At 53.6% G+C, this 24,197-nt stretch carries 26 protein-coding genes; 10 read left to right on the top strand and 16 right to left on the bottom strand.

What is annotated here, in order from left to right:
• Position 1 precedes the first annotated feature (1 nt).
• Positions 2-985 (bottom strand): FtsH protease activity modulator HflK, encoded by a 984-nt coding sequence (hflK, locus tag BD749_RS04990; RefSeq protein WP_101443243.1) that lies wholly within the window; start codon positions 983-985, stop codon positions 2-4.
• A 228-nt stretch (positions 986-1,213) separates the two neighbouring features.
• On the opposite strand from hflK, the gene BD749_RS04985 reads away from it, so the two are divergent.
• Positions 1,214-1,825 carry a hypothetical protein gene (locus BD749_RS04985; protein ID WP_101443242.1) on the top strand — a complete coding sequence of 204 codons (612 nt, stop codon included), beginning with the start codon at positions 1,214-1,216 and terminating at the stop codon, positions 1,823-1,825.
• Positions 1,826-1,852: 27 nt separating this feature from the next.
• On the opposite strand, the gene BD749_RS04980 is transcribed toward BD749_RS04985, so the two are convergent.
• The 4 genes from BD749_RS04980 to BD749_RS04965 form a co-directional block, all read right to left on the bottom strand.
• A complete protein-coding gene (locus BD749_RS04980) occupies positions 1,853-2,215 on the bottom strand; it encodes a GerW family sporulation protein (protein WP_101443241.1) in 363 nt (120 codons plus the stop codon).
• A gap of 208 nt (positions 2,216-2,423) precedes the next feature.
• Positions 2,424-3,440 carry an LLM class flavin-dependent oxidoreductase gene (locus BD749_RS04975; RefSeq protein WP_101443240.1) on the bottom strand — a complete coding sequence of 339 codons (1,017 nt, stop codon included), beginning with the start codon at positions 3,438-3,440 and terminating at the stop codon, positions 2,424-2,426.
• A 146-nt stretch (positions 3,441-3,586) separates the two neighbouring features.
• Positions 3,587-4,288: a DsbA family oxidoreductase gene (locus tag BD749_RS04970; RefSeq protein WP_101443625.1), complete on the bottom strand. Its 702-nt coding sequence runs from the start codon at positions 4,286-4,288 to the stop codon at positions 3,587-3,589.
• Between the two features lie 74 nt (positions 4,289-4,362).
• A complete protein-coding gene (locus tag BD749_RS04965; protein WP_101443239.1) occupies positions 4,363-4,992 on the bottom strand; it encodes an NAD(P)H-dependent oxidoreductase in 630 nt (209 codons plus the stop codon).
• A 116-nt stretch (positions 4,993-5,108) separates the two neighbouring features.
• Between BD749_RS04965 and BD749_RS04960 the strand changes: the two genes are divergently transcribed.
• The 3 genes from BD749_RS04960 to BD749_RS04950 all read left to right on the top strand — a co-directional run bounded on the left by BD749_RS04960 (position 5,109) and on the right by BD749_RS04950 (position 8,315).
• Entirely contained in the window at positions 5,109-5,531 is a 423-nt protein-coding gene (locus tag BD749_RS04960) for a winged helix-turn-helix transcriptional regulator (RefSeq protein ID WP_180336315.1), read from the top strand.
• Between the two features lie 141 nt (positions 5,532-5,672).
• On the top strand, positions 5,673-7,085 hold the full coding sequence (locus BD749_RS04955) for a DUF1800 domain-containing protein (RefSeq protein WP_180336314.1): 1,413 nt from the start codon (positions 5,673-5,675) through the stop codon (positions 7,083-7,085).
• 24 nt (positions 7,086-7,109) lie between these two features.
• Entirely contained in the window at positions 7,110-8,315 is a 1,206-nt protein-coding gene (locus BD749_RS04950; protein ID WP_245868732.1) for a DUF1501 domain-containing protein, read from the top strand.
• A gap of 161 nt (positions 8,316-8,476) precedes the next feature.
• Here BD749_RS04950 and BD749_RS04945 read toward each other — a convergent pair whose 3' ends face one another.
• The 3 genes from BD749_RS04945 to BD749_RS04935 all read right to left on the bottom strand — a co-directional run bounded on the left by BD749_RS04945 (position 8,477) and on the right by BD749_RS04935 (position 12,157).
• A complete protein-coding gene (locus tag BD749_RS04945; protein WP_101443237.1) occupies positions 8,477-9,613 on the bottom strand; it encodes a putative sensor domain DACNV-containing protein in 1,137 nt (378 codons plus the stop codon).
• Positions 9,614-9,831: 218 nt separating this feature from the next.
• A complete protein-coding gene (locus BD749_RS04940) occupies positions 9,832-11,430 on the bottom strand; it encodes a M20/M25/M40 family metallo-hydrolase (RefSeq protein ID WP_101443236.1) in 1,599 nt (532 codons plus the stop codon).
• A gap of 157 nt (positions 11,431-11,587) precedes the next feature.
• The gene (locus tag BD749_RS04935) at positions 11,588-12,157 is read right to left on the bottom strand and encodes a pseudouridine synthase (protein WP_101443235.1); all 570 of its coding nucleotides are present in this window, start codon (positions 12,155-12,157) and stop codon (positions 11,588-11,590) included.
• A gap of 361 nt (positions 12,158-12,518) precedes the next feature.
• Here BD749_RS04935 and BD749_RS04930 point away from each other — a divergent pair, with 361 nt between their 5' ends.
• The 4 genes from BD749_RS04930 to BD749_RS04915 are packed head-to-tail and all read left to right on the top strand — an operon-like array spanning position 12,519 to position 15,174.
• Positions 12,519-12,947: a hypothetical protein gene (locus tag BD749_RS04930; RefSeq protein ID WP_245868731.1), complete on the top strand. Its 429-nt coding sequence runs from the start codon at positions 12,519-12,521 to the stop codon at positions 12,945-12,947.
• 15 nt (positions 12,948-12,962) lie between these two features.
• Positions 12,963-14,057, top strand: a complete 1,095-nt coding sequence (locus tag BD749_RS04925; RefSeq protein ID WP_101443234.1) for a toxic anion resistance protein — start codon at positions 12,963-12,965, stop codon at positions 14,055-14,057.
• Positions 14,057-14,245 (top strand): hypothetical protein, encoded by a 189-nt coding sequence (locus BD749_RS04920; protein WP_076666868.1) that lies wholly within the window; start codon positions 14,057-14,059, stop codon positions 14,243-14,245. The genes BD749_RS04925 and BD749_RS04920 overlap by 1 nt, the downstream gene beginning before the upstream one ends.
• Positions 14,242-15,174, top strand: a complete 933-nt coding sequence (locus BD749_RS04915) for a hypothetical protein (protein WP_101443233.1) — start codon at positions 14,242-14,244, stop codon at positions 15,172-15,174. The genes BD749_RS04920 and BD749_RS04915 overlap by 4 nt, the downstream gene beginning before the upstream one ends.
• 42 nt (positions 15,175-15,216) lie before the next feature.
• Here BD749_RS04915 and BD749_RS04910 read toward each other — a convergent pair whose 3' ends face one another.
• The 5 genes from BD749_RS04910 to BD749_RS04890 form a co-directional block, all read right to left on the bottom strand.
• Positions 15,217-16,548 carry a sensor histidine kinase gene (locus BD749_RS04910; RefSeq protein ID WP_101443232.1) on the bottom strand — a complete coding sequence of 444 codons (1,332 nt, stop codon included), beginning with the start codon at positions 16,546-16,548 and terminating at the stop codon, positions 15,217-15,219.
• Position 16,549: 1 nt separating this feature from the next.
• Complete coding sequence (locus tag BD749_RS04905; protein ID WP_101443231.1) at positions 16,550-17,224, bottom strand: response regulator transcription factor; 675 nt, start codon at positions 17,222-17,224, stop codon at positions 16,550-16,552.
• 25 nt (positions 17,225-17,249) lie between these two features.
• The gene (locus BD749_RS04900) at positions 17,250-18,176 is read right to left on the bottom strand and encodes a hypothetical protein (protein WP_101443230.1); all 927 of its coding nucleotides are present in this window, start codon (positions 18,174-18,176) and stop codon (positions 17,250-17,252) included.
• Positions 18,177-18,251: 75 nt separating this feature from the next.
• A complete protein-coding gene (locus BD749_RS04895; protein WP_101443229.1) occupies positions 18,252-19,316 on the bottom strand; it encodes a hypothetical protein in 1,065 nt (354 codons plus the stop codon).
• Between the two features lie 205 nt (positions 19,317-19,521).
• On the bottom strand, positions 19,522-21,078 hold the full coding sequence (locus BD749_RS04890; protein ID WP_101443228.1) for a protein adenylyltransferase SelO: 1,557 nt from the start codon (positions 21,076-21,078) through the stop codon (positions 19,522-19,524).
• 186 nt (positions 21,079-21,264) lie between these two features.
• On the opposite strand from BD749_RS04890, the gene BD749_RS04885 reads away from it, so the two are divergent.
• A complete protein-coding gene (locus tag BD749_RS04885) occupies positions 21,265-22,194 on the top strand; it encodes a 2-hydroxyacid dehydrogenase (RefSeq protein WP_101443227.1) in 930 nt (309 codons plus the stop codon).
• A complete protein-coding gene (locus BD749_RS04880) occupies positions 22,195-22,608 on the top strand; it encodes a VOC family protein (RefSeq protein ID WP_101443226.1) in 414 nt (137 codons plus the stop codon).
• Positions 22,609-22,688: 80 nt separating this feature from the next.
• On the opposite strand, the gene BD749_RS04875 is transcribed toward BD749_RS04880, so the two are convergent.
• The 3 genes from BD749_RS04875 to BD749_RS04870 form a co-directional block, all read right to left on the bottom strand.
• Complete coding sequence (locus BD749_RS04875; RefSeq protein WP_101443225.1) at positions 22,689-23,576, bottom strand: dienelactone hydrolase family protein; 888 nt, start codon at positions 23,574-23,576, stop codon at positions 22,689-22,691.
• Positions 23,533-23,733 carry a hypothetical protein gene (locus tag BD749_RS19225; protein ID WP_143741231.1) on the bottom strand — a complete coding sequence of 67 codons (201 nt, stop codon included), beginning with the start codon at positions 23,731-23,733 and terminating at the stop codon, positions 23,533-23,535. The genes BD749_RS04875 and BD749_RS19225 overlap by 44 nt, the downstream gene beginning before the upstream one ends.
• 80 nt (positions 23,734-23,813) lie before the next feature.
• Entirely contained in the window at positions 23,814-24,197 is a 384-nt protein-coding gene (locus BD749_RS04870) for a hypothetical protein (RefSeq protein ID WP_101443224.1), read from the bottom strand.

The following is a 24,197-nucleotide window of genomic DNA, read 5'->3' as shown; positions in this document are numbered from 1 at the left end:
GCTATTTCGTTTGTGTTTGCGTTTTATTCTGACCAAGGTTCAGGAGGGGGAGCACGTTGTTGCCGCGCTCATCCACAATTACTTTTTCGCCTACTTTTGGCAGGAGGCGTTCCATCGTCTCCAGGTATAAGCGCTTCTTGGTTACCTCCGGTGCTTTCACATACTCCTCAAAAAGGGAGTTGAAGCGGGCCGCCTCACCTGTTGCTACGTTCACGCGGGTGAGGGCATAGGCTTCGGCCAGCTGAATGGTTTCATCGGCCTCACCGCGGGCACGCGGAATAATACGGTTGTATTCCGACTCAGCCTGGTTGATCAGTGTTTCGCGCTCCTGCTGGGCCTGGTTCACGGCATTAAACGATGGCTTTACAGGTTCCGGCGGGTTCACGTCCTGCAGCACCACCTGGTCGATGCGAATGCCGTTTTCATACTCGTCGCACATACGCTGCAGCAGCACCTCCATACTGGTGGCTACCTCCTGGCGGCCGACGGTCAGCACTTCGTTGACGGTGCGATCGCCCACGATCTTGCGCATCGCCGATTCCGACATATCCCGAAGGGCCTTTTCCGCGTCGCGTACCTTGAACAGGTAGTTGTAAGAATTCACAATCCGGTACTGCACCACCCACTCCACATTAGCTAGGTTCAGGTCGCCGGTCAGCATCAGCGACTCGTCGTTGAAGTCTGCTTTAGAGTACTGGGTGGTTCGCTCGGTGCTAGCAGTTCGGAAACCAAACTCCTGCTTGAGCTGGCGCTGCACCGGTATTTTACGCATCTCCTCAATGCCAAAAGGCAAAATGAAGTTTAGCCCTGGCTGCACGGTGCGGTCGTAGTGTCCTACATACATCACCACACCCTCTTCCTCAGGGCCCACGGTTTTCACGGAAGTGATCAGGAGAATCAACAAAAAAAGCCCGAGCAATATTTTTCGGAAGTGCTTGCTGAGCAGGAACATATAGTACTGCATGCGGTAATTTGGCTCGGCCATGGGCGGTGCATCAATTAGTTGGTAGCGTTAAGATAGCTAAAATATCTTGATATTTTAATGTCTTAATAGGTATAACTACTGGGCTTAGACGTGTAATTATCCAGGTATAGGTATGCTATGAAAAGCAGGAGCGGGGAAAGAGAAAGCTTTTTAGAGGCTTTCTTCGTACAGGGTAAAAGCCATCATGCAGCTTTTGCTTTTGAAATTTTCACTTAGCTCCATACCGACATGAAACAGCTTTTCCCTCTTATTTTCGCCCTGTTGATAGGGTATAGCGCCCAGTCTCAAAGCACAGCTATACCTAGTGTTGAGATCCAGATAAAGACCGCCGTGCTTGCTGCACCTGCCGATAAGCGGGAGGGTGCTACGGTTTTGGGTTACAACCAAAAGGGTGAAATAGTCACCTTGCGCAAAGGCACAAACGAATTAATCTGCCTGGCCGATGACCCGACTCAGCCCGGCTTTTCGGTGTCGTGCTACCACCGCGAGTTGGAGCCCTTTATGGCCCGGGGCCGCGAACTGCGCAAACAAGGCATGAGCGCCAACGATATTTTCGAGACCCGCGAGAAAGAAGCCAAGAGCGGAAAGCTGGTCCTGCCCAAGCAACCTGCTTCGCTCTTTGTATACAGTGCTCCGGACGAGCAGGTGAACATGCGCACAGGTGAGGTGGTGGATGGCTACCTGCGCTACGTGGTGTACATTCCATGGGCCACTGCCGAGAGCACCGGTTTGCCCCTTAAACCCGACCAGGGCTCCGTCGCCATGCCCTGGATCATGCATCCCGGCACACATGGAGCGCACATTATGATCAACCCGCCCCGAAACAAGGCCGGGCAATAGTCAGTTGGCAAAGCGTATTCTGCGGGCTTACCGATTCAGCAGTTTGGTAACGGCTTTCAGGATCAGCAGAGACATCACACCGCTCACCGCAATTATTTTGACTACCCGCTCCGGATCAGGGATGGGTCTGAATTTGGTGTTGCCGTCCTTAATTTCAATATACCCCACCGGCTTGATGCCTACACCGCCGCCACCGCCGGTTCCTTCTTCGCCTGCTTTGGAGCCGCTACCACCACCGAAGCCGTACATGGCCTTGGCAGCAGGTATAACCGTTACGCCATCGCGCTCCACCGGCTCGCCATAAATGGTGCTGGCATTGGCTGAAACACCCAGTCGCTGGGCCAGACGCTCAATGAAACTGGGCTGCTCGTTTTTTGCTCTCTCTTCCATGTGTTGATTGTGTTTGATATGAACCGCTGTACGTAGGTTGTACGTGGCAAAATCCAATCGTTTTGGAAAAGAAAGAGAGTGGCAATATTTGACGGGTGAGCATTGCCAGCAGGCAGGTATAGGTATAAAAAAAACAGACCCGCAGCCAGCTGCGGGTCTGTTTTGGGGTATCGGACTAGGTATAGGAGTCCGGGTTTATCGTGTGACCTTATTTCTGTTGGATCGCCGCGATCTCCGAAAGCAAGGTATAGGAGTGCTGACGTTTCTGCGGGTCAAAGATCCCGGTCGAGATCATCAGCTCGTTTACCTGCGTCTCGTCCACAAAAGCCTGCAGCTCTTCCTGCACCGATTTTTTGCTGCCCACAAAACTGTAGCGCAGCATTTGCTTCACGGCGTACTCTTCCTGCAGGCTCCAGCGGTCTTTCATGCTCTCCACGGGCGGCTGCATCGGCAAGGCCTTGCCTTGTATCACGTTCAGGAAAGACTGGTAGAGCGAAGTGGCCAGGTTGTTGGCTTCTGCATCGGTGTCGGCGGCCACAACGTTCACGCAGGCCATGGCGTAAGGCTCCTGCAGCTGGTCGGACGGCTGGAAACTGTCGCGGTATACCTTGAGTGCGGCATGCAGGGCAGCAGGGGCAAAGTGACTTGCAAAAGCATAGGGCAGGCCCATCAGGCCAGCCAGCTGCGCACCAAAGGTGCTCGAACCCAGAATCCAGACAGGTATGTCGAGGCCCTCGCCCGGTATGGCACGCACCTTGGCTGTACTGTTTTCTTTGCTCAGGTACTGGCGCAATTCCGCCACGTTGTTTGGGAAGTCCTCCACATTGCCCTGCAGGTCGCGGCGCAGGGCATAGGCCGTCACCTGGTCGGTGCCGGGAGCGCGGCCCAGACCCAGGTCAATGCGACCGGGATACAGGCTTTCGAGGGTACCGAACTGCTCGGCCACCACCAGCGGTGCATGGTTAGGCAGCATAATGCCACCCGAGCCTACCCGCAGTGTGGAGGTACCACCGGCAATGTAACCGATCAGCACCACAGTGGCCGAGCTGGCGATGCCGGGCATGTTGTGGTGCTCCGCCAGCCAGTAGCGGGTGTACCCGAGCTCCTCCACATGACGGGCCAGGGCCAGACTGTGCTGAAAGGAGTCATGGATGCTCTTGCCGGTGCGGATCGGCACCAGGTCGAGTACGGAAAGCTTTATATCGCTCAGTTTTTTGTCTGCCATCGTTTTTGGTTAATATGCCGGACAATAGCCTTTTGATTTTACAGAAGCACGCTGAAATAGGTCGTCAGCCGTTTGAAATTGCGTTGAGCCTCAAAGAATCTTTTGTCCTTTGTTAAAAGTTCGTTTGTCTTAGTGCCTGTCAAGGTTTAGCAAACACCGCCTATTTCGCAGCTGTTGCCTTCTATATCAAGTTTCTGAATAGCAGGAGCTACTTGCTTGAACACGTTCAGGAAAGTCTCCGCGGGCTGGGCACCACTCACCAGGTACTGGTCGTTGATCACAAACGCGGGCACGCCGGTTATACCTGCGGACTGCGCGAACGCTTCCATCTCGCGTATTTCCTTTTTGCCTTCTTCGCTTTCAAAAAAGTTCTCCAGTCGCTCGGCCGGTATACCCTGTGCTATACCTATTTCCTTCAGCACAGCCGTGTCGTTCATTGGGCGATTATCTGTAAAATAAGCCTTAAAAAGCGCGCCGGCTACCTCATGTTGCACGCCATACTGGCCTGCCAGCCAGATCAGGCGATGGCCGTTAAAGGTGTTGTTCACCGTCATTTCCTCCGAGAAATTGAATTGGATGCCTTCTTCGGAACCGGCTGCCGTCATGCGCTCGTCCATGGCCGGAATCTGCGCCAGGATCTGCTCACCGTAATTGCCCTTGAAGTAGTCGCGTCGGCCCATGCCGTCCTGTGGTATGTTCGGGTTCAGCTCAAAAGCTTTGAAGCTGATCTCCGCCTCATACTTGTCACTTACCTCTTGCAGGGCCTTGCTTAGGCGTCGCTCACCTACGTAGCACCACGGGCAGTTGATGTCGGAGAAGATGTCTATTTTGATTTTCTGCTTTGTCATGGTCATTTATTTAAATGCGTAAGCCGGCAACAACCTGGTGGAGGCTTTGCCGGCTATACCTGTTACTTTGGAACTTATGCTTCCAGTACGAATTTTTCTTTCTGACGTCTTACTTTGGGAAGTTTTACAAGCCAGTCGTTTTCCGCATCGCGATAGCCGAGTGGCATCAGCGTCACGCTGCGCAGGCCTTTTGCCGGCAGACCGAGCAGTTTGTCTAGTGCGGCTGCATCAAAACCTTCCATCGGGGTGGCGTCCACTTTTTCGGTAGCGGCGGCTACTAGACCTACGCCAAAAGCGATGTAGGCCTGGCGCGCTGCCCAGTTAAAGTTCTGCTCCTGCGTGTTGTGCTCGGCTATACCTAACAGCGTGTTTTTAAAGGCAGCCAGGTTCTCTACCGGCATGTTGCGCTCAGAAGCCGTATGGGAGATAAAGTCCTCGATATGGTCAGGCGTGATGTTGTCCCAGGCTGCAAATACCAGCAGGTGCGAGCTCTCTTCGATCTGTGGCTGGTTGTTGGCAACCGCCCGGATCTGCTTCTTCATTTCCTCGTCCTCGATCAGCAGCACAGCATAAGGCTGCAGTCCCATGGAGGAAGGCGCCAGGCGAATGGCCTCCAGAATACGTTCTATTTTATCAGACGGCACGCGCTGGCCGTTCATGCGTTTGGCGGCGTAGCGCCAGTTCAGGGTTTCCAGGATATTCATGTCTATACAACAGTTAAAAAGTCAGTAACGTTTCATAACTAGGTTACTTTTGGTAACTCAAAGGTATTTGTTAAATTTGTGCTGGTCAAGCAGGCACTTTAGCCGCACCAAGTAACATGGAAGTAACTATAGTTGAGAATCAGCGACTTGAGGTCCAGAAAAAGATCGATAAAATTTTGTGTGGTAAGGCAGAGGTAGAGTCATGCTGCCCGGTCAAGGACATCCTGGCCCGTTTTGGAGACAAATGGTCCATCTACACCATCCTCACACTAGGGAAACAGGAAAAGCTCCGCTTTAACGAACTAAAAAGTCAGATCAGCGGCGTGTCGCAGCGCATGCTCACCGTCACACTGCGCTCGCTGGAAGAAGATGGTCTGGTGAACCGGAGCGTATACCCTGAAATTCCGCCACGTGTAGAGTATAGCCTCACGCCGCTGGGGCAGGGGCTGCTGCTGCAATTGTTGCAACTCGCCGACTGGGCCAAGCTCAACATCGACCAGATACTGGAGGCGCGGGAAAGGTATGCGCATAAGAGCTAGTGACGGGCTAACCGGCTTTGAAGCATGACAGACTGAACCGGTTGAGCATAAGTTTATTAGATGCTATACCTGGCGGTATATATTTTCAGGTATATTTAAACTCCGATGATACTTTTTCATCTAAGTTTAAATGGCATCTGCATGAAAACTTTGGCACGCGAACAAAAGCTACAGCACCTCTACTGGCGGGCTGGCTTTGGTATACCTTTCAGGAATGATCAGGCAAGGTCCGGTATTAAATCTGCCGTTCGCGAACTGTTCAAATCATCGGGCCAGGCAGCACCTTTGCAGGTGGCACTCCCGCATACAGAAACGACGGGACAGGCCGATGCCCAGAATGCCGACATGCGCCAAAAGCGGCAGCGGGAACGGCAACAGGGCTTTGTGCTGCTCAACAACGCCTGGCTCACCCAGATGGCCACTTCCCAGGCACAACTGCGGGAGAAAATGACTCTCTTCTGGCATGGGCACTTCGCCTGCCGCCTGCGGGAGCCCCGCTTTGCGCTGCTGCAGCACAACACCCTGCGCCAGCACGCGCTGGGCAAATTCCCTGACCTGCTGCTGGCTATTTCCAAAGACCCCGGCATGCTGCAGTTCCTCAACAACCAGCAAAACCGCAAACAGCGCCCCAACGAGAACTTCGCCCGCGAGCTCCTCGAACTCTTCACGCTGGGCCGGGGGCACTATACCGAACAGGATATCAAAGAAGCCGCCCGCGCCTTTACCGGCTGGTCTTACAACCCGCAAGGGGAGTTCGTGTTCCGCGCAAGGCAGCACGACCGGGGCCAGAAAACCTTTATGGGGAAGCGGGGAAATTTCAACGGGGAGGAGATCCTGCAAATGATTGTGGAGAACCCGCGCACAGCCGAATTCCTGACCTCAAAGCTCTATGCCTTTTTTGTAAGCGAAGTGCCCAACCCGGAGCGTATCAAAGCCCTGAGCAGCTACTTTTACGAAACAGGCTACGACATCCCCAAGCTGCTGGAGAAGATCTTCACGGCGAAATGGTTTTACGGAACGGATGTGGTCGGGAGCAAAATAAAATCACCGATCGAGCTGCTGGCAGGTTTGCAGCGACAGTTTGATGTGCGCTATACCGATAGCCGCAGTCCGCTGGTGTTGCAGCGGGCGCTGGGGCAGGAACTGTTCAGGCCCACGAATGTGAGCGGCTGGGCCGGTGGCCGTAACTGGATCGACAGCTCCACGCTCGCTTTCCGGCTGCGCATCGGGCCGGCGCTGTTGCAGGATGCGGCACTGGAGGTGAACCTGAAACCCGACGACGATACCGAACCAACCGCCCCGCGAAAGCGCCGGCAGGATGGCCTACGGACTGTCCGCGCCAAAGCCAGCCTGAGCGGGCTGCACCAGCAACTGCAAAACGTGAAGGACCGGGAACTGATCGAAAAGTTGAGCCAGAAGCTGCTGCAGGTGCCACTGCAACCAGAAACCGCAGCCCTGCTCACGCAGCACATCCCTGCGGGAGCCACGCACGATGACAAAGTCACGCTGCTCACGCTGCGGCTGCTTTCTTTACCTGAGTACCAGTTATGCTAGTTTTCCACCGCTCATATGCGCGCTATGGCTACTAATTCCAGAAGAGAATTCATCAAAATGTCGGCACTGGCCTCGGGTATGCTGCTGGTCCCTAATTTTCTGCACGGCCTGGACCGGAGCGGACTGCCGCTGCTGGCCAGTTCCAACGGCAAACGGCTGGTAGTGGTGCAACTCAGTGGCGGCAACGACGGCCTGAACACGGTGGTGCCCTACCAGAACGACCTGTATTACAAGGCGCGTCCCACGCTGGCTATACCTTCCCGTGAGGTGCTCACGCTGGAAAAAGGGCTTGGGCTGAACCCGGCGATGGAAAAGATGCGGCTGCTTTACGACCAGGGCTACGTGTCGGTGCTGAACAGTGTCGGCTACCCCAATCCGGACCGCTCGCACTTCCGCTCCATGGACATCTGGCACTCGGCCAGCGCCTCCGACGAGTACCTGAGCACCGGCTGGCTCGGCCGCTACCTCGACAGCTTACCCGCGGCCAACCATGCGGCCATCGAAGTGGACGATACGCTCAGCCTGGCGCTGAAAGGAGCGCAATACACAGGTATAGCCGTGCAGGATGTGAAACGCTTCTTTCAAGCCACGAACGACCAGTTCCTGAAGCAGGCAGCGCAGGCGCATGCAGAAGAGCACGCACACCACCAGGTCGACTACCTTTACAAAACCCTGATCGAGACACAGCAATCGGCGGGGTACCTACAGGAGAAAACCAAGGTATACCGTAGCAAAAAAGACTACCCGAACGGTGAGTTTGCCCGCCACCTGAAAACCATTGCCGAGTTGATTGCCTCCGGTGTGGAGTCGCGGGTGTATTATGCCTCCCTCACCGGTTTTGACACGCATGTGCGGCAGGCGGGCCAGCAGGCGAGCCTCTTGCGGGAGCTCTCGGAGGGTTTGTACAGCTTTGTGGATGACCTGAAGCAGCAACAGGAGTTCGACAATACCGTGATCATGGTGTTTTCGGAGTTCGGCCGGCGCGTGGCCCAGAACGCCAGCAACGGCACCGACCACGGCACGGCCAATAACCTCTTTCTGATCGGCGGAAAACTAAAGCAGGCAGGCATCTACAACGAGGCCCCTAACCTGCAGGACCTCGACCAGGGCGACCTAAGGTATAGCATCGACTTCCGGAACATCTACGCGACCTTGCTCAATAATTGGCTGGATGGAAACGCGACAAGTATAATCAGTGGGAAGACCCAATTGCTGACTGGACTTTTGTAAGCTATGAGTATAACGGATTCAGGTACTTATACCTGAGCAGCAAGATCTTTTGTATTGTATGGCGATCTTAAGGATAGTCTCATTGCTGATTCTCGATCTTGCTTTCAATTCGGTGTCGTCGAGCGATAAATAGTACAGTTCACCACACACAAGACTGCCACCTAAAGCAGCAGGGAGTCGATGCGATTGGCCTGCACCATATTTTCGCAGTTAGACCAGCTGAAGATCGTAAAACGGCCGTCCTGCGAGGCAACCAGTGCAATGGCGTCACGCTGGTCGTGCACAAACTGGGCTGCCGACAAATGCCGGGTGCCGCCACTCAGGGCTGGCTGGTCTATGATGGCCTCACCGCCCACCACTGGCTCTGTCATGATCAGTTTATCCACCGGTGTGCTGCCCACTTTGCGGGTGATCTTGGCCCCAAAACCGTAAAGCTCATACCTGTCGCTGATAATGGTGGCGCCGTCCACGGCCGTGAAACCGGCTATGGCATCGATCGCCCGTTTTATCTCGTCCTGCCAGTGCGGGTCATTGTCTTCTTTGCGACGCATCAGCTTTGTCAGCTCGTCGTAGGAGGGGCCCACCGCATACCGCATCGGGTGCCGGATCGACGGACGCCACGCCTCAGAGCCAGCCGGCACAACCAACAGAATACCGCCTTTTCCGTGGGAGCGCATCGATACGGACAGCTGCACCAGCACATTCAGCGACTTGTTCCACACGCTGACTGAGCTAAAGTCCAGCAGGGAGTACAGCAGATCGGGGCAGTCGGGCATGTGGGCGCTCTGCTCGTCCACGATCTTCACCTGATCGCCAGTGAGCACGGCCACGTTTACAAATTTGCCGAAACCTTCCTGCCGGCGGTGCTTGACCACCAGCAAGCCGGGCTCCGACACATCGAGCACAAAGCAAAAGTCAGGTATGCTGCGCGTCATGCCCCAGATGTGCAGGTAGTCGCCTTCGTACCACACGCCCAGGTGAATGCCCGGCCGCTCCACGCCAGGCCCGATCTTGGTGAGCACGGCAGGGGACAGGGTGAGGCGGTGTTCAAACAGCAGCGGCTGTTCCGACTGTTCTGGCTGTAAAAAAGCAAGCGATATCTTGGGTGACTGTCCCTCTTCCCGCCGCAGACTTGCCCAGAAGGCCGCGTCGATCATAGTCTCGATGATGCGGGCCGGTGGAGCGGTTGCCAGGTGAGTGCTGTTCTGAGCCTTGGCAGCGTCGATCTGCCTGGAAAAATGGTCCTCCACGATATGGGCTACTTCGCGGGCGGCCTTGTAGGTCGATTTTCCGATCATGTGCGTGTTCTTGTTTCAGGTATAGCGGGCAGCATGTTATCCGGGTTTTTTTACCCCGCCTGGTATGTATACGGCGCGGTTCGCAAAAGCCTGTGAATGCCCTTGTTACAAGATTAAGAAGGAAAACAGATAAGGCCAAAAACAACACAGCCGCTGCAGGTAGTCCGCAGCGGCTGTGTCGCTTAAGATATCAGGTATAGAACCGGTGCTGTAGCTGATTAGTCCAGGCCACCTTTGCGGGTGGCAGGTCTTGCCTCTGGCCAGGTCATCTGCTCGCCAGTGCGTGGGTTCATCGGCATCACACTACGCTCACGCGATACCAGTTCCGGCTCTTCGCTGGCCATATACGCCAGTATAGCCGTCAGGATCACGTTACTGCGCACATCGTCGAACACGATCTTGTCGTAGGTGTCGCGGTTGGTGTGCCAGGTATAGTTGCCGTAAGACCAGCTCAGGGAGCTCAGCATAAAGGCCGGGATGTTGTGCGGAATGAAAGAGGCATGGTCAGAACCGCCGCCGCCCGGGAAACCAGGGTATGAGGTCTGGATGTCTTTGGTGATCTCACGCGGCACGGCGTTCAGCCAGCGGCCCATGTAGTCGTAGGAGTTCAGGAAGCCCTGGCCTGAAATGTTGGCCACACGACCGGTGCCGTTGTCCTGGTTGAAGACAGCCTGCGTCTTTTTCACGATCTCGGGGTTGTCCTCCACGAAAGCGCGCGAACCGTTCAGGCCCTGCTCTTCGCTACCCCAGTGGCCTACCAGAATGGTACGCTTCGGGTTCGGGTATACCTGCTTGAGGATGCGCATTACTTCCATCATCAGGATCGTGCCGGTACCGTTGTCCGTAGCACCTGTGCCACCGTCCCAAGAGTCGAAGTGTGCAGAAAGGATCACGTACTCATCCGGTTTCTCAGAGCCTTTGATCTCGGCGATGGTGTTGAAAGTAGGAACCGGCTTCTTGGCGTGCTTCGACTCGGCCACTACTTTAATGCGCGGCTTGCTGCCATTCTCGGCCAGGCGGTACAGCATGCCGTAATCTTCCAGTGCGATATCAACGGTAGGGATTTTCTTGGTATAGGCACTGAAGATCTTGTTTACGCCAAAACCCTGCGACCAGTTCGACATCACGATACCGGCAGCTCCGGCATTCTCGAGTGCTACTGGCAGAGTGCGGGCGTTTTTACCTGTGGCGGAAATACGCTTTGTCCAGGCGGCGGAAGCGGCATCGCGCTCCTTCTTCATTTTTTCGAATGACTCCGGCGTGGCAAACTCTTTCCAGTTGTACTCCGGACGGCCACTTGCCTGCGGCATCGACACCATCACCATTTTGCCTTTCACGCTTGGCAACCAGCGCTGGAAAGCAACAGAGTCAGCAAATTCAGGCATGGCAATCACCTCGGCGGTAACGCCTTTAGCTGAAGTGGCCGGGCTCCAGGCCAGTTGCATGCCTTCAATTGATTTCACGCGTGGGTGCACCATGTCGATGTGCGTCACGCCGCGCTCCCAGCCGCGCCACTCGCCGTAGTTCTGAACGCGGGCGTCAATGCCCCAGCCTTTGTACTTGTTCACAGCCCAGTCAGCGGCCTGCTGCATTTGTGGCGTGCCTACCAGTCTTGGTCCGATGCCATCCATCAGTTCGTGGCCCAGTTTCTCGAGCTGAGAGTTTTCGGTGGCCATCTTGATGATGTTCTGGATAACCGGGTCCTGCTGCTTTTGTGTTTGCTGCTGTTGCTGTGGCTGCTGTGCCAGGGCCACGTGGCCTACACTGCCCGTGAGCATCAACGCCAGCGCTAAAACGCGAATAGGGTTTTTCTTCATGGTTAAGATTAAAGAATAGATTGTTTGTATGATAAGTTAAGGGTATGCCCGCTCAAGATAGTAAATTTGTGCTATTGATGCCGTAAGCGCTATATAGACTGATGGACAGCGGCGGGGTTTAATGGCCGTTTAATTTTTAAGGTATAGCAGTCTGCCTTTACCCGACATCGAAGCGCTCCACCTCTGTCACAAACCCTGGGTTGAAAGCCTCCAGCCGGATATTGCCGATTCGCACACGCACCAGCCGCAGCGTTGGGAAACCGACAGCGGCCGTCATTTTGCGCACCTGCCGGTTTTTGCCCTCTGATATCGTGATGGACACCCAACTGGTCGGGCCGTGGCGATCGTCGCGGATGCGGCGGCTGCGCTCCGGGAAATCGGGTGCCTCCGCTAGCTGGAAGGCAGTGCAGGGGCGTGTGCCATACTGCTCCCCATACAAACCAATGGAAACGCCCTCCTGCATTTTAGCGATGGCCTCGTCAGTGATCAGGCCGTCCACCTGGGCGTAATACTCCTTCTCGATGTGCTTGCCGCGCACCTGCTCGCTCGTTTTGCCATCGGTGGTGAGCAGCAGCAGGCCCTCGCTGGCTTCGTCGAGACGCCCGATGGCCATGGTGCCCGCCGGGAAGTCGTGCAGGTCGCCAAGCAGTTTCTTCTTTTTCTTGTCCGTCACGAACTGGCTGATGTAGCCATAGGGTTTGTGCAAAATGAAATGCCGGTGCTGCATGTAAGCGAAGGTATAAAATCAGGTATGAATCGTGCCGCAAATTAGACAAAACCCCGGATTTTATCGGCAAGCGCTGCAAAGGGGCCATTCCATTTTACGTATTAAGACATTGCCTGCCCGGGAACAGGCAGTTGCTATACCTTGTTATTCCTATCGAGGCCCTGTCGGCAGCCCGTGCAACTGCTTCCGCGTATAGATGATAGAAGATGCCGGTTCAGGTATAGACAAAGACACGTGGGGAAGGGGAGCATTCGGGTTTCGGTTAGTCTATCAACAACATCCGTCTTGCCGGTACTTGATTACATCAATTTATTTTGCTTCATTACATAGTAATTGAGCGTTTAACTTTATCAATGCAGAAGTGATTTTTTGGACATTCTTAATAGCAGCCATACTGGGTTATATTGTGGGCCACTACGTAGTGCCGAACCGCAAACTGCGGCAGGCCCTACAGGAGGTGCGCCAACAGTGCGCTGCTGCCCTCGAAGAAGGTAACAAAGGCGTGTACAAGACCATTGTGACAGACAATGACAAGTCGTCGGAGCTGGTGGTGGAGGTACGTGAGCTGGCCATCACCAAAACAGGTCAGGTGAAAGTGGAGTACCTGAGCGCCCAGTACCGCAACCCTGAATTCAGGACAAAAAAAGGAGATGCCCTGCTGCAGGAAGTGCGCGACCTGCTGGGGGAATACCTTCCGCTCAACGACATTGAGTGGTACGAAACCACCGACCGGCACGAAAACATCAAGAAATACCTAAACTCATTGGACCTAATCAACCGCAACCTTTAGAGGTGATAAAACAAGATGGAAAAAACAGAGAAAACAGAGATTACGATCGTTGAGAATCAACAGAAGATACAAGAGAAAGCCCTGGCGATCTCTAAGTCCATAGATCCGGGCAACCCGGAGAGCCTGAGCAATTTTGGGGTGGAGACGCAGCGCAAACTGGGCCACTACTCCAACGAGCTGCTCACCAAAGTAAAAGCCAAAGACTCCGGCGAGGCAGGCGAAGCCATAAACGAGCTGCTCAACCAGATCAACATGATCAAGATTGAGGAGCAGGAGAAAGGCGGCTTCTTTTCGCGCCTGCCTTTCGTGAAGAAGATCTCGGATAAGTCGAAGCAACTGGCCACGCAGTACAACTCCGTATCGGCCAATGTGGACGATGTGGTAGTGAAGCTGGAGCGCACCCGCCAGAGCATCATGAAAGACTCAACCTCGCTGGAGGTGATGTTCAACCAGGCAGTGGAGTACATCCACGAGATCCGCTCCGTGATTGCGGCTGGCAAGATGAAGATCGACGAGATCGAGCACACCATCATCCCGAAACTGCAGGAAGAAGTGGAAACGAGCGGACAGGACGAACTGGCCGTGCAGCGCCTGAGCGACATGATCGCCTTTAAAGAGCGCCTGGAGAAAAAGGTACACGATTTTCAGTTGTCGCATACCATCGCCACGCAGTCGATGCCGCAGATCCGCATGATCCAGACCACCAACGACGTGCTGGCCCAGAAGATCCAGAACTCGATTGTGACCGTGATACCGGTGTGGCGCCAGCAGGTGGCCATTGCCCTGGGGTTGGAGAAGCAACGCAAGGCCCTCGAGATACAGAAGAAAGTGACCGACACCACCAACGAAATGCTCCGCAAAAACTCGGAGCTGCTGAAGAAAAACGTGGTGATCGCGGCGCAGGAAAACGAGCGCGGCATTGTGGATGTGGAGACGCTCAAGAAAGTGAACAAGGACATGGTGGAAACGCTCGACCAGGTAATCAAGATTTCGGAAGAAGGCAGCAAGAAACGGGCGGAAGCCGTAAAAGAACTGGCCCAGGTGCAGGAAGAACTCAACAGCAAGATCATCGGCACGTTCGGCAAGTCGAAGCAGATTGAAATTGAATAATGATATACAACGGGGATAAGAAAGCAGAAGAACTAGCCGTCCGGCACCGCATCCTGAGCGATGAGCAGGAAGCGGTGCTGGACCTCTATATCCAGCACATCGACAACGTGTTTGAAGAGATGAAGCTCTCCGAAAAACTGCAGGTCGAAATCGAAACGCAGCACCTCAAACGTATCCTGTCCAGATGATGGGTTTTTTTCGTTCGCTTTTCGGAATGGGGCAGGAGAATACCCGCACGGTGGTGGAGCACCCCGGTGCCGCCGATGCCCGCGCCATGCAGTACATCCGGGCTTCCAATGCCCGACTCAACGCCCTGCACAAACTTTACGAACGCTACCAGCACACGCCGCATGCCGAAAAGCTGCTGGCCGTTTTCGAAAAGACCAAACTGGTGCATAACTACCTGGTCACGCGCAAGCGCATACAGGAGCTGGAGCTGTTCCATGTGCAGAACACGGAGCATTTCATCAACACCTTCACAACGGTAATCAACGTGCACGAGCGGCACATCAAAGACAGCTACATACCGGAGCGCGAGAAGCCAAAGCCGCTTTCGCAGGTGCAGAAACCACGTCCGGTAGGGCAAGCACCCCAACGATCGGCACCCCAGCCACAGCCGGTAAATCCCGGTCAGCCCTTCGAGTCGAAGGTAGAGCAGGTGCTCAAACGCATCGAGTCCGAAACGATCAAAGGCATCTACACCGCTCAGAAAGTAACGGAAATGGTGAAGCGCGTCGCCAACCAGGCACCCATCGCGCCACCGGACGTGATGCAGGCCAAAGTACCGGCATTAGCCGTCCCGGTTATTGCCATCGATACGTATTCCCGTGTGTTTTACTCCCCGGAACTGGAGGGCGGTGGCACCATGTCACGCGAGATTGCCTTCACCTCTTCGGATACCGACAAAGAGGTTTTTCTGCAGCATGTCGCCAGCAAATTAGCGATTGAGAAAGGGGAGCTGAGTTACATCGGCAACACGATGCTGGCTATACCTGACACCAAGGGCCCAAGTCCCGCCCGCCATGTGCCGATCGTGCATTGGCGCGGGTTTCCGTATGCGGTTAGTTTAATGGATTACCGCTTATTTCCGGTGAGGATGCATCGGAAGAGTTTTTAAGAAAGCTGCAGCAGAAGCGTAACGTTGGCCTCGCAAATACTCTTAAATCAGTGAGGCATTTACCTTCTTAAACGCGAACTTAAAGCAGGTGCCCTTGCCTAACTCCGATTCCACATGCAGCTTGATCTTGTGAAACTTGGCAACAGTCTGTACAATGGCCAAGCCCAGTCCATGGCTTTCGCTGTCAGGGGCGTGGGTGCGTTTAAAGCGGCTGAAGATCTTCGGTAACTGGTCTGCGGCTATACCTGTTCCGGTGTCGCACACGCTTAGCTCGTACTTGCCCGCTCTTACCTCACCTGAAATCTGAATTGACCCGCCTTCTTTGTTATACTTGATGGCGTTGTTCACCACGTTGAAGAGCATGGTGAACAACAGCGAATAATTGGCGTTTGGCAATACAAAGTCATCCGGGACAGAAACCGTGATCGTTACCCCCCGGAGTTCGGCCCTGTCGCTTATTTCGTTTACCACATCATTTACCAACGTGTTCAGGCTGACTTGTTCATTTTTCAGGTACTGCTCGTTTTCAATCCGTGAGATCAGGAGTAAGGCCTGTATAATACTTTTAAGGCGGTGCAGGGTTTTCTGACTTTCTACCAATTTAAGCAGGGCCTCGTCAGGCAGGTCGGGAGTTGCCATCAGGTTCTCCAATCGGTTTTGCAGGATGGAAACGGGCGTCAGCAATTCGTGTGACACATTGCCAATGAAATCCTTCTCCTTACGGAAAGCTTCCTGTACCTGCCCCATCATGTTGTTGATGGTATCGTTGAGGTATACAAAATCGCTGGTATTGGTAGCAAGCGGGCTGGGCTTGAAGGCCTCGGGATGGGCAATGCGCTGCAGCTTTCGTACGATGAGGGCGAGCGGGCGTAACAGCACCTTCACGAAGGCCAGGTCCATAAACACAGTAAGCAGTACCACGCTAAATAGAAAGTACATAGCGTAGCGCTGCAGCGTATTACTGGTTTCACGGATGGTGTCTAAGCTGCGCCCTATCTCCAACAGGTAGGTCTCGCCGTGCAGTTCAAATGCGAGGCTCAGCACGCGGTACTCCACTATTTCATTTTCCACCTTACGTAGGGTGTTTTCAATCCGGTTATTGATCAGCGAAGGATCAATGGGCTCCATCGAGATGAATTCTTCCTTCAACAGGTTGTAACTGCCATAGGCTTCTTCTTCGCTATCTGAAAGGAAAGACTCAATACCCCGCACTTCTATGATGTCAAACACCTGCTCTTTTTTCTCAAGCAAACGCTGATCGGTGCTGTGCAGGGCGATGCGGTTTATCAAAGGCGGCAACACCATCACCAACACCAGCAAAATGATCACCTTGGTGGCGGCACTGAAAAGTATGAGCTTGGATTGCAGTCTCATGTTATGCCGTCAGCCTGTAGCCTACGCCGCGCACTGTTTCCAGCCAGTCATTTGGGATGTACTCTGACAGCTTTTTGCGCAGGTTCTTGATGTGCACATCAATGTAATTGGAGTCGTAGTTGTCCTCCAGTATGTTGCCCCAGATATGCTCCGTGAGCTGTAGTCGGGTGAGGATACGCTTGCGGTGCAGCAGCATGTAGTGCAGCAGGTCAAACTCTTTTTTGGTGAGCGAAATGTTCTGGCCCTGGTATGTTACTGTGCGGGCGACACTGTCGAGCAGGATACCCCGAAACTCCAGCACATTGGAATTGACCTGGAATTTGCGGCGCACAATAGCCTGCATGCGGGCCTGAAGCTCCAATAAAGAAAAGGGTTTGGGCAGGTAGTCATCAGCGCCCAGCCCAAGCCCTTCGATGCGGTCTTCGAGCGCACCGCGGGCCGTCAGCACGATGATGGCCGGCTGATACTCCAGTTCCCTCGTTTCGCGCAGCAGGTCCAGCCCTTCGTAGTCGGGGAGGCCCAGGTCCAGTAATATGAAATCGTAGCGGTTTACTGCAATTTTTTCGGAGGCCTCACGTCCCGTAAAGGCCCAGTCGCAGAGGTAATGTTCCTGGGTCAGAAAGTGGCTCAGTTCATTTGCCAGGCTAACCTCATCTTCTACAATCAGTACGTGCATGTTTCGGTGAGATGTAAGTTAAGTGCTAAAACGTGTACTTTACGCTTAAAGTATAAAAAGACTGGGCGCGCGACTCGTCGCCTTCCAGTTTGTTGACCGGGATGGCGTAGCGCCACGAGGGTTCAAATTCAAAACTACCATAGTAAACCACTAGCGGCACTTTCAATTCATAATTGAGTACTCTGAAGCGGCTCACATTCGTCGTGGTTGTGGTTGTAGTGGTTTCTTCTTCGTCCGGGCTGGTACTATTGCCACCACCTCCAGGCTTTAGTGGGTCTAGGATATCGCCCAGGGGGCCGCCACCTGAAGTGCCGCCCGAACCTGCTTTTTTACGTGTCGTCGTGGTAGTGTGCGTTTCGGAGAAATGCTGTGTACCCGCTGTTATACTCACCTTCGGATCGAGCCCGATAGGTATGTCTCCTTTCCAGATAGGGTTAAGCGGGATGTAGCGGGAATTCTCCAGCACCGCAAAAACGTCGTTGTCGCTACCGATGATGTAGCTGCCTGTCAGGGCTGTATACAGATATTTCCAGTCGTATGCTGTTTTAGCCAGCAGCGCATCTGTTGTACTGGCATTTACGAGCGGCGTATGCTCCCCAAAGGTGAAATGGGTATACGCCAGGTCCACTTCCAGCCGCTTGCGGATCTTAAAACTATAACCTACCGTTAAATCCGTCTGATCGATAAAATCTTCGGTGTTGAACAGCTGATAAGCAGAAACCGAAGCCCACAGCCCGGTGCGGTGAACGTAGGTGACGGAAGGAGATATGAAAGGGTAGCGAGTGGCCGTATTGCGGCCATAGAAAGATGAGTTATTAGAAGCCTCCATGCCTATTACCCACCACCCTGCTTTGGTTGTGTCACTTGCTGCCGAGGTCGCTGCCTGCACCCACGGGGCAGCCAGCACGAGCAGGAGCAGTGTTAACCCTAAACGTGTCCAAAGTGTCTTCATGTTATTCATCCTCAATAGCCTTAGGCAGTCCGTGTCGCTGCACGGACTGCCAGGCATTACTCAAGTGGATAGGATTTAGTTACCTACTTTAATTTTGGAGCCGACGCCTACATTCACTGCGCCACCTACCTGTACCGGGCGGTTAGATACGCCTGGTTTAACAACTTTGGTTGAGTTCTTCACGGCTCCTCCAACAGTAGTGGATGCTCCGGTGCCCACTTTTGCTCTGGCAGCACCGCTTGTTCTTGCCACACCGGCAGCACGGCTGGCACCGCCTGTTACTCTGGTTTTGCCGGAAACTTCACCTTTTGCATTAACGGTAGTTGGCTTTTCCTTTGCTTTTGCAGTGGCAACTTCTTTCACCTCCTGCCCCTTTGCCTGGCCTGTAGACTGAGTGCTTTGCGCTGTTTCTACCACCGTCTGACCGTGTGCCTGCGCTTGCCCTGCCTGCACTGCAGCTTGTGCTTTGCCTTTTTGTGACGATTCAGCCACTACTTGTAAGCCTGTCTCTGCTTGTTCGGACGCATCGGCCTGCACAGCTGCCTGGCTACGCTGCGTTGCTTCTACATTTGCTCTACCAGCCTTTTCAGCTCTTTTGCCCCCGGCGTTTACGTTTGTTTCAGCCTCCTGCTCAACTTCAACTACTGCTGTAGCACCCTCTCTGGCTGCCTGGCGGCCTCTTGCCTCCACTGCTGTTGCATTGCTTTGCGCTACTTCCGCTACCAGCTGGCCGCGCTGTTTTGTCTGCTCGCCTTCGGTAGCCGCTGTTGCTTTTAAGGTATGCGCTGTTTCAGACACCAGTTTGCCGTGGTTTTCCTGCGGTGCTTTACCGCCATCTTGGGCAGGTGCTTCCGGAGCCGGCGTGTTTTCAACTGATTTATTCTTGTCTCTCTTCGATTTCACTTGAGCAGAACCATCCACGTTCGCCTTGCCGCTGGCTTTTCCTTTGGCTGGGCCGGCTTCTGTGTCAGACTTGCCAGCTGCGCTTGATGTATGATTGGTGCTAATCTCTTCGCCCTTGTCGTTGGCAGTTACCTGAGCCGACGTGCTAGAAGAGGCTTTTACAGAAGCTTTGTTTGATTGGGCAAACACTGTAGCTGTGCTTAGCAGCGCTACAGCAAGAATAGTTATTTTCTTCATGTCTCTAAATGGTTTTAATCAGATAATGCACCAAAACTATATTGTCAAGATGAAGGCAACATGAAGAACAGATTTTTTTCGAAAATTTGTAAAAATTTTTTTCCGGCTACTTCATCCAGGCACGAAACGGCCCTTACCTGACATGGCACATCATGTCGGGTAAAGGCTCGAATCCTTAAGAATCTGTACTTTCTGTGGTGCTATCCTACGAACTACAAGACAGCATCGAACAACCCGCTTTCTCACTCGCCCAGCCCGGACGGGTCTGGAAGAACTCGGAAAATTTATCCGAATACGGTTCCTTGATCGCTTCCTGCAACTTCACAAATAAAGTATCATCGCCTTTCTCCAGTTCTTCGATTGCCTGGTGCAGCAGGTAGTTGCGCAGCACGAAGCGTGGGTTGGCTTTGCGCATCATTTCCTGCGAATCCGAGCGCTTGATCTTGTTCGTGTTCAGTCGTTCCAGGTAACTGCTGACCAAGGTATAGAGCGCTGTTTTTTGCTCCGGTGTCAGGTCGTCGTACAGGGCCTGCTTGAAGTATTCGGCTACGGCATCTTCATTTTCCACGGATAGCGGTAGCTCGATGAGCAGCTGGTAGAAGATGGTCATGTCGGGTTGGATATCGGCCAATGTTTTCTCAAACCGACTGATCAGGTCGCGGTCCAGTTGGGATACTTGGTCGAAGCCCAGTTTGCGGCCCATCATGGCGTAATATGCCGTCCAGTACACGTCTTTGAACGTTTCGAGCGTGGCAACCAGTTGGTCTTTGTCGGCCAGCGGCAGGAGTGCTCCCGCCAGGGCACCCAGGTTCCAGTAACCGATGGAAGGCTGTTTGCCAAAAGCATACCGGCGGCCGGGCAGATCGGTGGTGTTGGGAGTGAAGTTTGGGTCGTAGTTGTCGACGAAGGAGTAAGGACCGTAGTCGATGGTCAAGCCCAGGATAGACATATTGTCGGTGTTCATCACACCATGCACAAAGCCCACCCGCATCCATTCCACCATCAGACGGGCAGTGCGATCTACAACCTCTTTGAACCAATCGAGCACTTTGTTTTCGCCGGTGATGTGCGGATAGTAGCGGCTGATAGTCCAGTCGACGAGCTGGCGCAGGTTGTCGACTTCCTTGCGGGCGTTCAGCATCTCGAAGTTACCAAATCGCAGGAAGCTCGGCGCTACTCGCATCACGATGGCTCCCGGTTCGTAGGCGGCGTTGCCGTTGTAGAACATATCGCGCAGCACGGGCTCGCCGGTACTTACCAGGCTGAGGGCGCGAGTGGTCGGTATACCTAAGTAGTGCATGGCCTCGCTCATCAGGTACTCGCGCACCGAAGAGCGCAGCACGGCACGACCGTCGGCGCGGCGGGAATAGGGGGTAAGTCCTGCTCCCTTCAGCTGCAGCTCCCAGGTTTTGCCATCGGGCGCTTCCCACTCGCCTAGCGTAATGGCACGGCCGTCGCCCAGCTGACCCGCCCAGTTACCGAACTGGTGCCCGGCATAGCAGGCGGCGTAAGGGTACATGCTGTCGGTCACGCGGTTACCACCCAGAATGTCGATCTCATGCTGGTTTGTCGGGCGGGCGATGCCCAGTTCCTTTGCGAGTTCATCGGACCAGGCCAGGAGCGTTACTCTCTCCACTGGTGTGGGCTTTGCTTTGCTGTAAAACATGCCAGGCGTCTGGCGGGGCGTGAGCGTGCCGCTGTCGTCGCCGGCAAAGGCTTCCACAAATTCTTTCTTATAAATCTTTGAGCTCAGTTGCTCCATCTTTTTCAGTTTTAAGTATAAGGTAGCTGGCTTTGGGGCTTCTTTTAAACCTTATGCCAGCCTTTTGGTCTCTCTTTAACAAGATTTGTGCAAGATTAGTTAAATTTAGCAGACTTATCCCGTTTAAACCGTAAGCGGGAAGCAGCTATACCTTGCCAAACATCACCGAACAGACTTACACCATCTATGTCAATTACCATATTCAGTCAGGGCCGGAACACAAGTCGCTGGGAAAGTGCCCTGAAAGAACACCGACCGGGCCTGGAAGTATACGTTTACCCAAACACCGCTCCAGCTGAGCAGGTTGAATTTGCGCTGGCCTGGAATCACCCGCCGGGTGTTTTCACTGAATTCCCGAACCTGAAATGCATTGCCTCCACGGGCGCGGGCGTTGACCATATTCTGCGTGACCCGGAGCTGCCAGTGGGCGTTCAGATCACCCGCATCGTGGACGAGGACCTGACACAGGACATGGCCACTTTTGTGACTGCCCAGGTGCTGAACCATGTGCGCGGCCTGCACAGGTATAAGGACGCACAGCGCGGCCATACCTGGAAACAGCACAGTTACAGGCGCACCTCGGATGTGGTGATCGGGGTGATGGGCATGGGCGTGCTCGGCACGCATACGGCACAGCAACTTAGCAAACTTGGCTTTAAGGTGAACGGCTGGTCCCGCTCTCCCAAACTGATAGAAGGTATAGGCGCTTACGCCGGGGCAGAGGAGTTAACTGCCTTTCTGGAAAAAGCCAATATCCTGATCTGCCTGTTGCCGCTGACCAAGGACACGGCTAATATTTTGAACAAGGACACCTTCAGCAGACTTCCAAAAGGCGCTTATGTCATCAACGTGGCCCGGGGCGAGCACCTGGTGGATGACGATCTGATCGAGATGCTGGACGGAGGGCACTTGTCCGGCGCCAGTCTGGATGTGTTTCGGGAGGAGCCACTGCCGGAGGAACATCCGTTCTGGGAGCATCCGCTGATCCATGTTACGCCGCATATTGCCAGCATCACCAATCCGGCTTCGGCTGTGTCGCAGATCCTCGAAAACTACGACCGCATGCGCCACGGCGAGCCGCTCCTCCATGTCGTTTCTAAAACCAAAGGATATTAAATGAACCCATTTCACTACGCCTTCAAAGTGAAGGACATCGAATCGACGCGCCAGTTTTATGTGAACATTTTAGGCTGCAAAGAAGGCCGCAGCACCGAGCACTGGATCGATTTTGACTTTTTCGGTCACCAGCTTTCGGCCCACGTCAGCGCCAACATTCCGGAGCCCGACTACTGCGGGCAGGTGGCCAGCATCAGCGTACCCGTGCCGCATTTTGGTTGCCTGCTTAGCTACGAGCAGTTCGACCAGGTGCGCGACAGACTGGTGCAGCACGCTATACCTTTTGTGGTGGAGCCCTATACCCGCTACGAGGGTCAGGTAGGCGAGCAGCGCACCATGTTCATCCTCGACCACAGCAAGAACCCGCTCGAGTTCAAGGCTTTCAAGAATCAGGATGAGGTATTTGCTTCCTAGGCGGTTGCTATACCTGCATTAAGAGCAAAGGCCAGTTGCGGAGAGCTGCAACTGGCCTATGTGTTTTGGGTGAGAAGTGCTTATTTCAGGTGCTGCTTAAAAAAATCGATGCTACGCTGCCAGGCCAGTTCGGCGGCGGCTTTGTCGTAGCGAGGTGTGGTATCGTTATGGAAGCCGTGGTTGGTGCCGGGGTAGAAGTGGGCTTCGTATACCTTGTTGTGCGCTTTCAAGGCAGCTTCGTAAGCCGGCCAGCCTTCGTTGACGCGCTCGTCGTGCTCGGCGTAGTGCAGCAGGAGCTGGGCTTTGATCTGAGGCACTTCCTCGGCCGGTGCCTGCCCGCCGTAAAACGGAACGGCCGCTGCCAGATCAGGTATACGCACGGCCATCATGTTCGAGATCCAGCCACCAAAGCAGAAGCCTACCACTCCGGCTTTGCCGTTGCAGTTCTTGTGGTTTTTGAGGTAATCGTGCGCCGCTATAAAGTCCTCGAGCATCTCGTTGCGGTCGCGCTGACTCTGCAGGGTACGGCCTTCGTCATCCGTGCCGGGGTAACCTCCCAGTGGAGTAAGAGCATCTGGCGCGAGGGAGATAAAGCCAGCCAAGGCGGCTCTGCGGGCCACATCCTCGATGTGCGGATTCAGGCCCCGGTTCTCGTGCACCACCACAATGCCTCCGAGCTTTTTCTTCCCCTTGACTGGCCTCGACAGCAGGGCCTTGATAGGTCCTCCGCCTTTGGGTGACTGGTAGGTGATGTACTCCGAAATAATGCGCGGGTCGTTGGGAGCCACCTGCACTTTGTTTTGGTAATCCGGCATCAGGAAACTCGCCAGCGAACCAACCGTGAGCCCGCCCACCGCGTAGATCGAGAGCTTCTGCATGAAATCCCGCCGGTTAATGCGGTTGTGGGCATAGTCGTCGTACAGGTTAAACACTTCCTGTTTGATGTCTTCTTTCTTGATCTCGTCCATAGGGGGTGGTTTTGTTTTCTTTAGTTAATTGAAGCAGTCCTGCTATACCTGAAATGCCTTTGCAAGGTGCTTTGGCATCTTTTAAGGTAAAGAAAAAGAGTTGAAAGGAGGTGGCAGAGTGGTTAAAATATTTTGAGAGAGTAACGTGCTCTTGCATAGTATGGGCATGGCATAGCCGCAGCCTACACTATGAACCGTGTTGTGTGTTGCTTTTTTTGTTAATTTCTGAACTCTTCTTCAATCTTTTACGAGGATGTTATAATCAATTATTATTTGGCCTATTGCCTTAATCCATTTTAAATCAGCAATATAAAATTCGTATTTGTCTTTAAGGCTTTTTAGAAAGTTTTCATCTAGGTTAGCTTCGGATTCTAATGGCACCAATGAAGAATATCCTTTTAAGTTTAGTAGTTCATAGATATGGTTTTCTTCTCCTTTACTATTTATGATGTTAAACTGAATAGACATGCCTTCATAAAATATATGAATTGAGTTATTGTTGTTCTTACAAAAAAAGCTGCTTTCGTCTTTAAATATTATTTGAAAGTTGTATTCATTAATAACTTTATTTAACACATACTCAACATCTTCCGCAAAACTATCAAACTCTATTGGCCTCAT

It is taken from the genome of Pontibacter ramchanderi, from assembly GCF_002846395.1.
GTDB lineage: Bacteria > Bacteroidota > Bacteroidia > Cytophagales > Hymenobacteraceae > Pontibacter > Pontibacter ramchanderi.
This window is presented reverse-complemented; position numbering and strand designations above follow the sequence as displayed.

What these genes read in the sequence shown, in the direction of transcription:
- hflK (WP_101443243.1), bottom strand. Translation starts at nt 985, where the DNA reads ATGGCCGAGCCAAATTACCGCATGCAGTACTATATGTTCCTGCTCAGC.
- BD749_RS04985 (WP_101443242.1), top strand. Translation starts at nt 1,214, where the DNA reads ATGAAACAGCTTTTCCCTCTTATTTTCGCCCTGTTGATAGGGTATAGC.
- BD749_RS04980 (WP_101443241.1), bottom strand. Translation starts at nt 2,215, where the DNA reads ATGGAAGAGAGAGCAAAAAACGAGCAGCCCAGTTTCATTGAGCGTCTG.
- BD749_RS04975 (WP_101443240.1), bottom strand. Translation starts at nt 3,440, where the DNA reads ATGGCAGACAAAAAACTGAGCGATATAAAGCTTTCCGTACTCGACCTG.
- BD749_RS04970 (WP_101443625.1), bottom strand. Translation starts at nt 4,288, where the DNA reads ATGACAAAGCAGAAAATCAAAATAGACATCTTCTCCGACATCAACTGC.
- BD749_RS04965 (WP_101443239.1), bottom strand. Translation starts at nt 4,992, where the DNA reads ATGAATATCCTGGAAACCCTGAACTGGCGCTACGCCGCCAAACGCATG.
- BD749_RS04960 (WP_180336315.1), top strand. Translation starts at nt 5,109, where the DNA reads ATGGAAGTAACTATAGTTGAGAATCAGCGACTTGAGGTCCAGAAAAAG.
- BD749_RS04955 (WP_180336314.1), top strand. Translation starts at nt 5,673, where the DNA reads ATGAAAACTTTGGCACGCGAACAAAAGCTACAGCACCTCTACTGGCGG.
- BD749_RS04950 (WP_245868732.1), top strand. Translation starts at nt 7,110, where the DNA reads ATGGCTACTAATTCCAGAAGAGAATTCATCAAAATGTCGGCACTGGCC.
- BD749_RS04945 (WP_101443237.1), bottom strand. Translation starts at nt 9,613, where the DNA reads ATGATCGGAAAATCGACCTACAAGGCCGCCCGCGAAGTAGCCCATATC.
- BD749_RS04940 (WP_101443236.1), bottom strand. Translation starts at nt 11,430, where the DNA reads ATGAAGAAAAACCCTATTCGCGTTTTAGCGCTGGCGTTGATGCTCACG.
- BD749_RS04935 (WP_101443235.1), bottom strand. Translation starts at nt 12,157, where the DNA reads ATGCAGCACCGGCATTTCATTTTGCACAAACCCTATGGCTACATCAGC.
- BD749_RS04925 (WP_101443234.1), top strand. Translation starts at nt 12,963, where the DNA reads ATGGAAAAAACAGAGAAAACAGAGATTACGATCGTTGAGAATCAACAG.
- BD749_RS04920 (WP_076666868.1), top strand. Translation starts at nt 14,057, where the DNA reads ATGATATACAACGGGGATAAGAAAGCAGAAGAACTAGCCGTCCGGCAC.
- BD749_RS04915 (WP_101443233.1), top strand. Translation starts at nt 14,242, where the DNA reads ATGATGGGTTTTTTTCGTTCGCTTTTCGGAATGGGGCAGGAGAATACC.
- BD749_RS04910 (WP_101443232.1), bottom strand. Translation starts at nt 16,548, where the DNA reads ATGAGACTGCAATCCAAGCTCATACTTTTCAGTGCCGCCACCAAGGTG.
- BD749_RS04905 (WP_101443231.1), bottom strand. Translation starts at nt 17,224, where the DNA reads ATGCACGTACTGATTGTAGAAGATGAGGTTAGCCTGGCAAATGAACTG.
- BD749_RS04900 (WP_101443230.1), bottom strand. Translation starts at nt 18,176, where the DNA reads ATGAAGACACTTTGGACACGTTTAGGGTTAACACTGCTCCTGCTCGTG.
- BD749_RS04895 (WP_101443229.1), bottom strand. Translation starts at nt 19,316, where the DNA reads ATGAAGAAAATAACTATTCTTGCTGTAGCGCTGCTAAGCACAGCTACA.
- BD749_RS04890 (WP_101443228.1), bottom strand. Translation starts at nt 21,078, where the DNA reads ATGGAGCAACTGAGCTCAAAGATTTATAAGAAAGAATTTGTGGAAGCC.
- BD749_RS04885 (WP_101443227.1), top strand. Translation starts at nt 21,265, where the DNA reads ATGTCAATTACCATATTCAGTCAGGGCCGGAACACAAGTCGCTGGGAA.
- BD749_RS04880 (WP_101443226.1), top strand. Translation starts at nt 22,195, where the DNA reads ATGAACCCATTTCACTACGCCTTCAAAGTGAAGGACATCGAATCGACG.
- BD749_RS04875 (WP_101443225.1), bottom strand. Translation starts at nt 23,576, where the DNA reads ATGGACGAGATCAAGAAAGAAGACATCAAACAGGAAGTGTTTAACCTG.
- BD749_RS19225 (WP_143741231.1), bottom strand. Translation starts at nt 23,733, where the DNA reads ATGCAAGAGCACGTTACTCTCTCAAAATATTTTAACCACTCTGCCACC.
- BD749_RS04870 (WP_101443224.1), bottom strand. Translation starts at nt 24,197, where the DNA reads ATGAGGCCAATAGAGTTTGATAGTTTTGCGGAAGATGTTGAGTATGTG.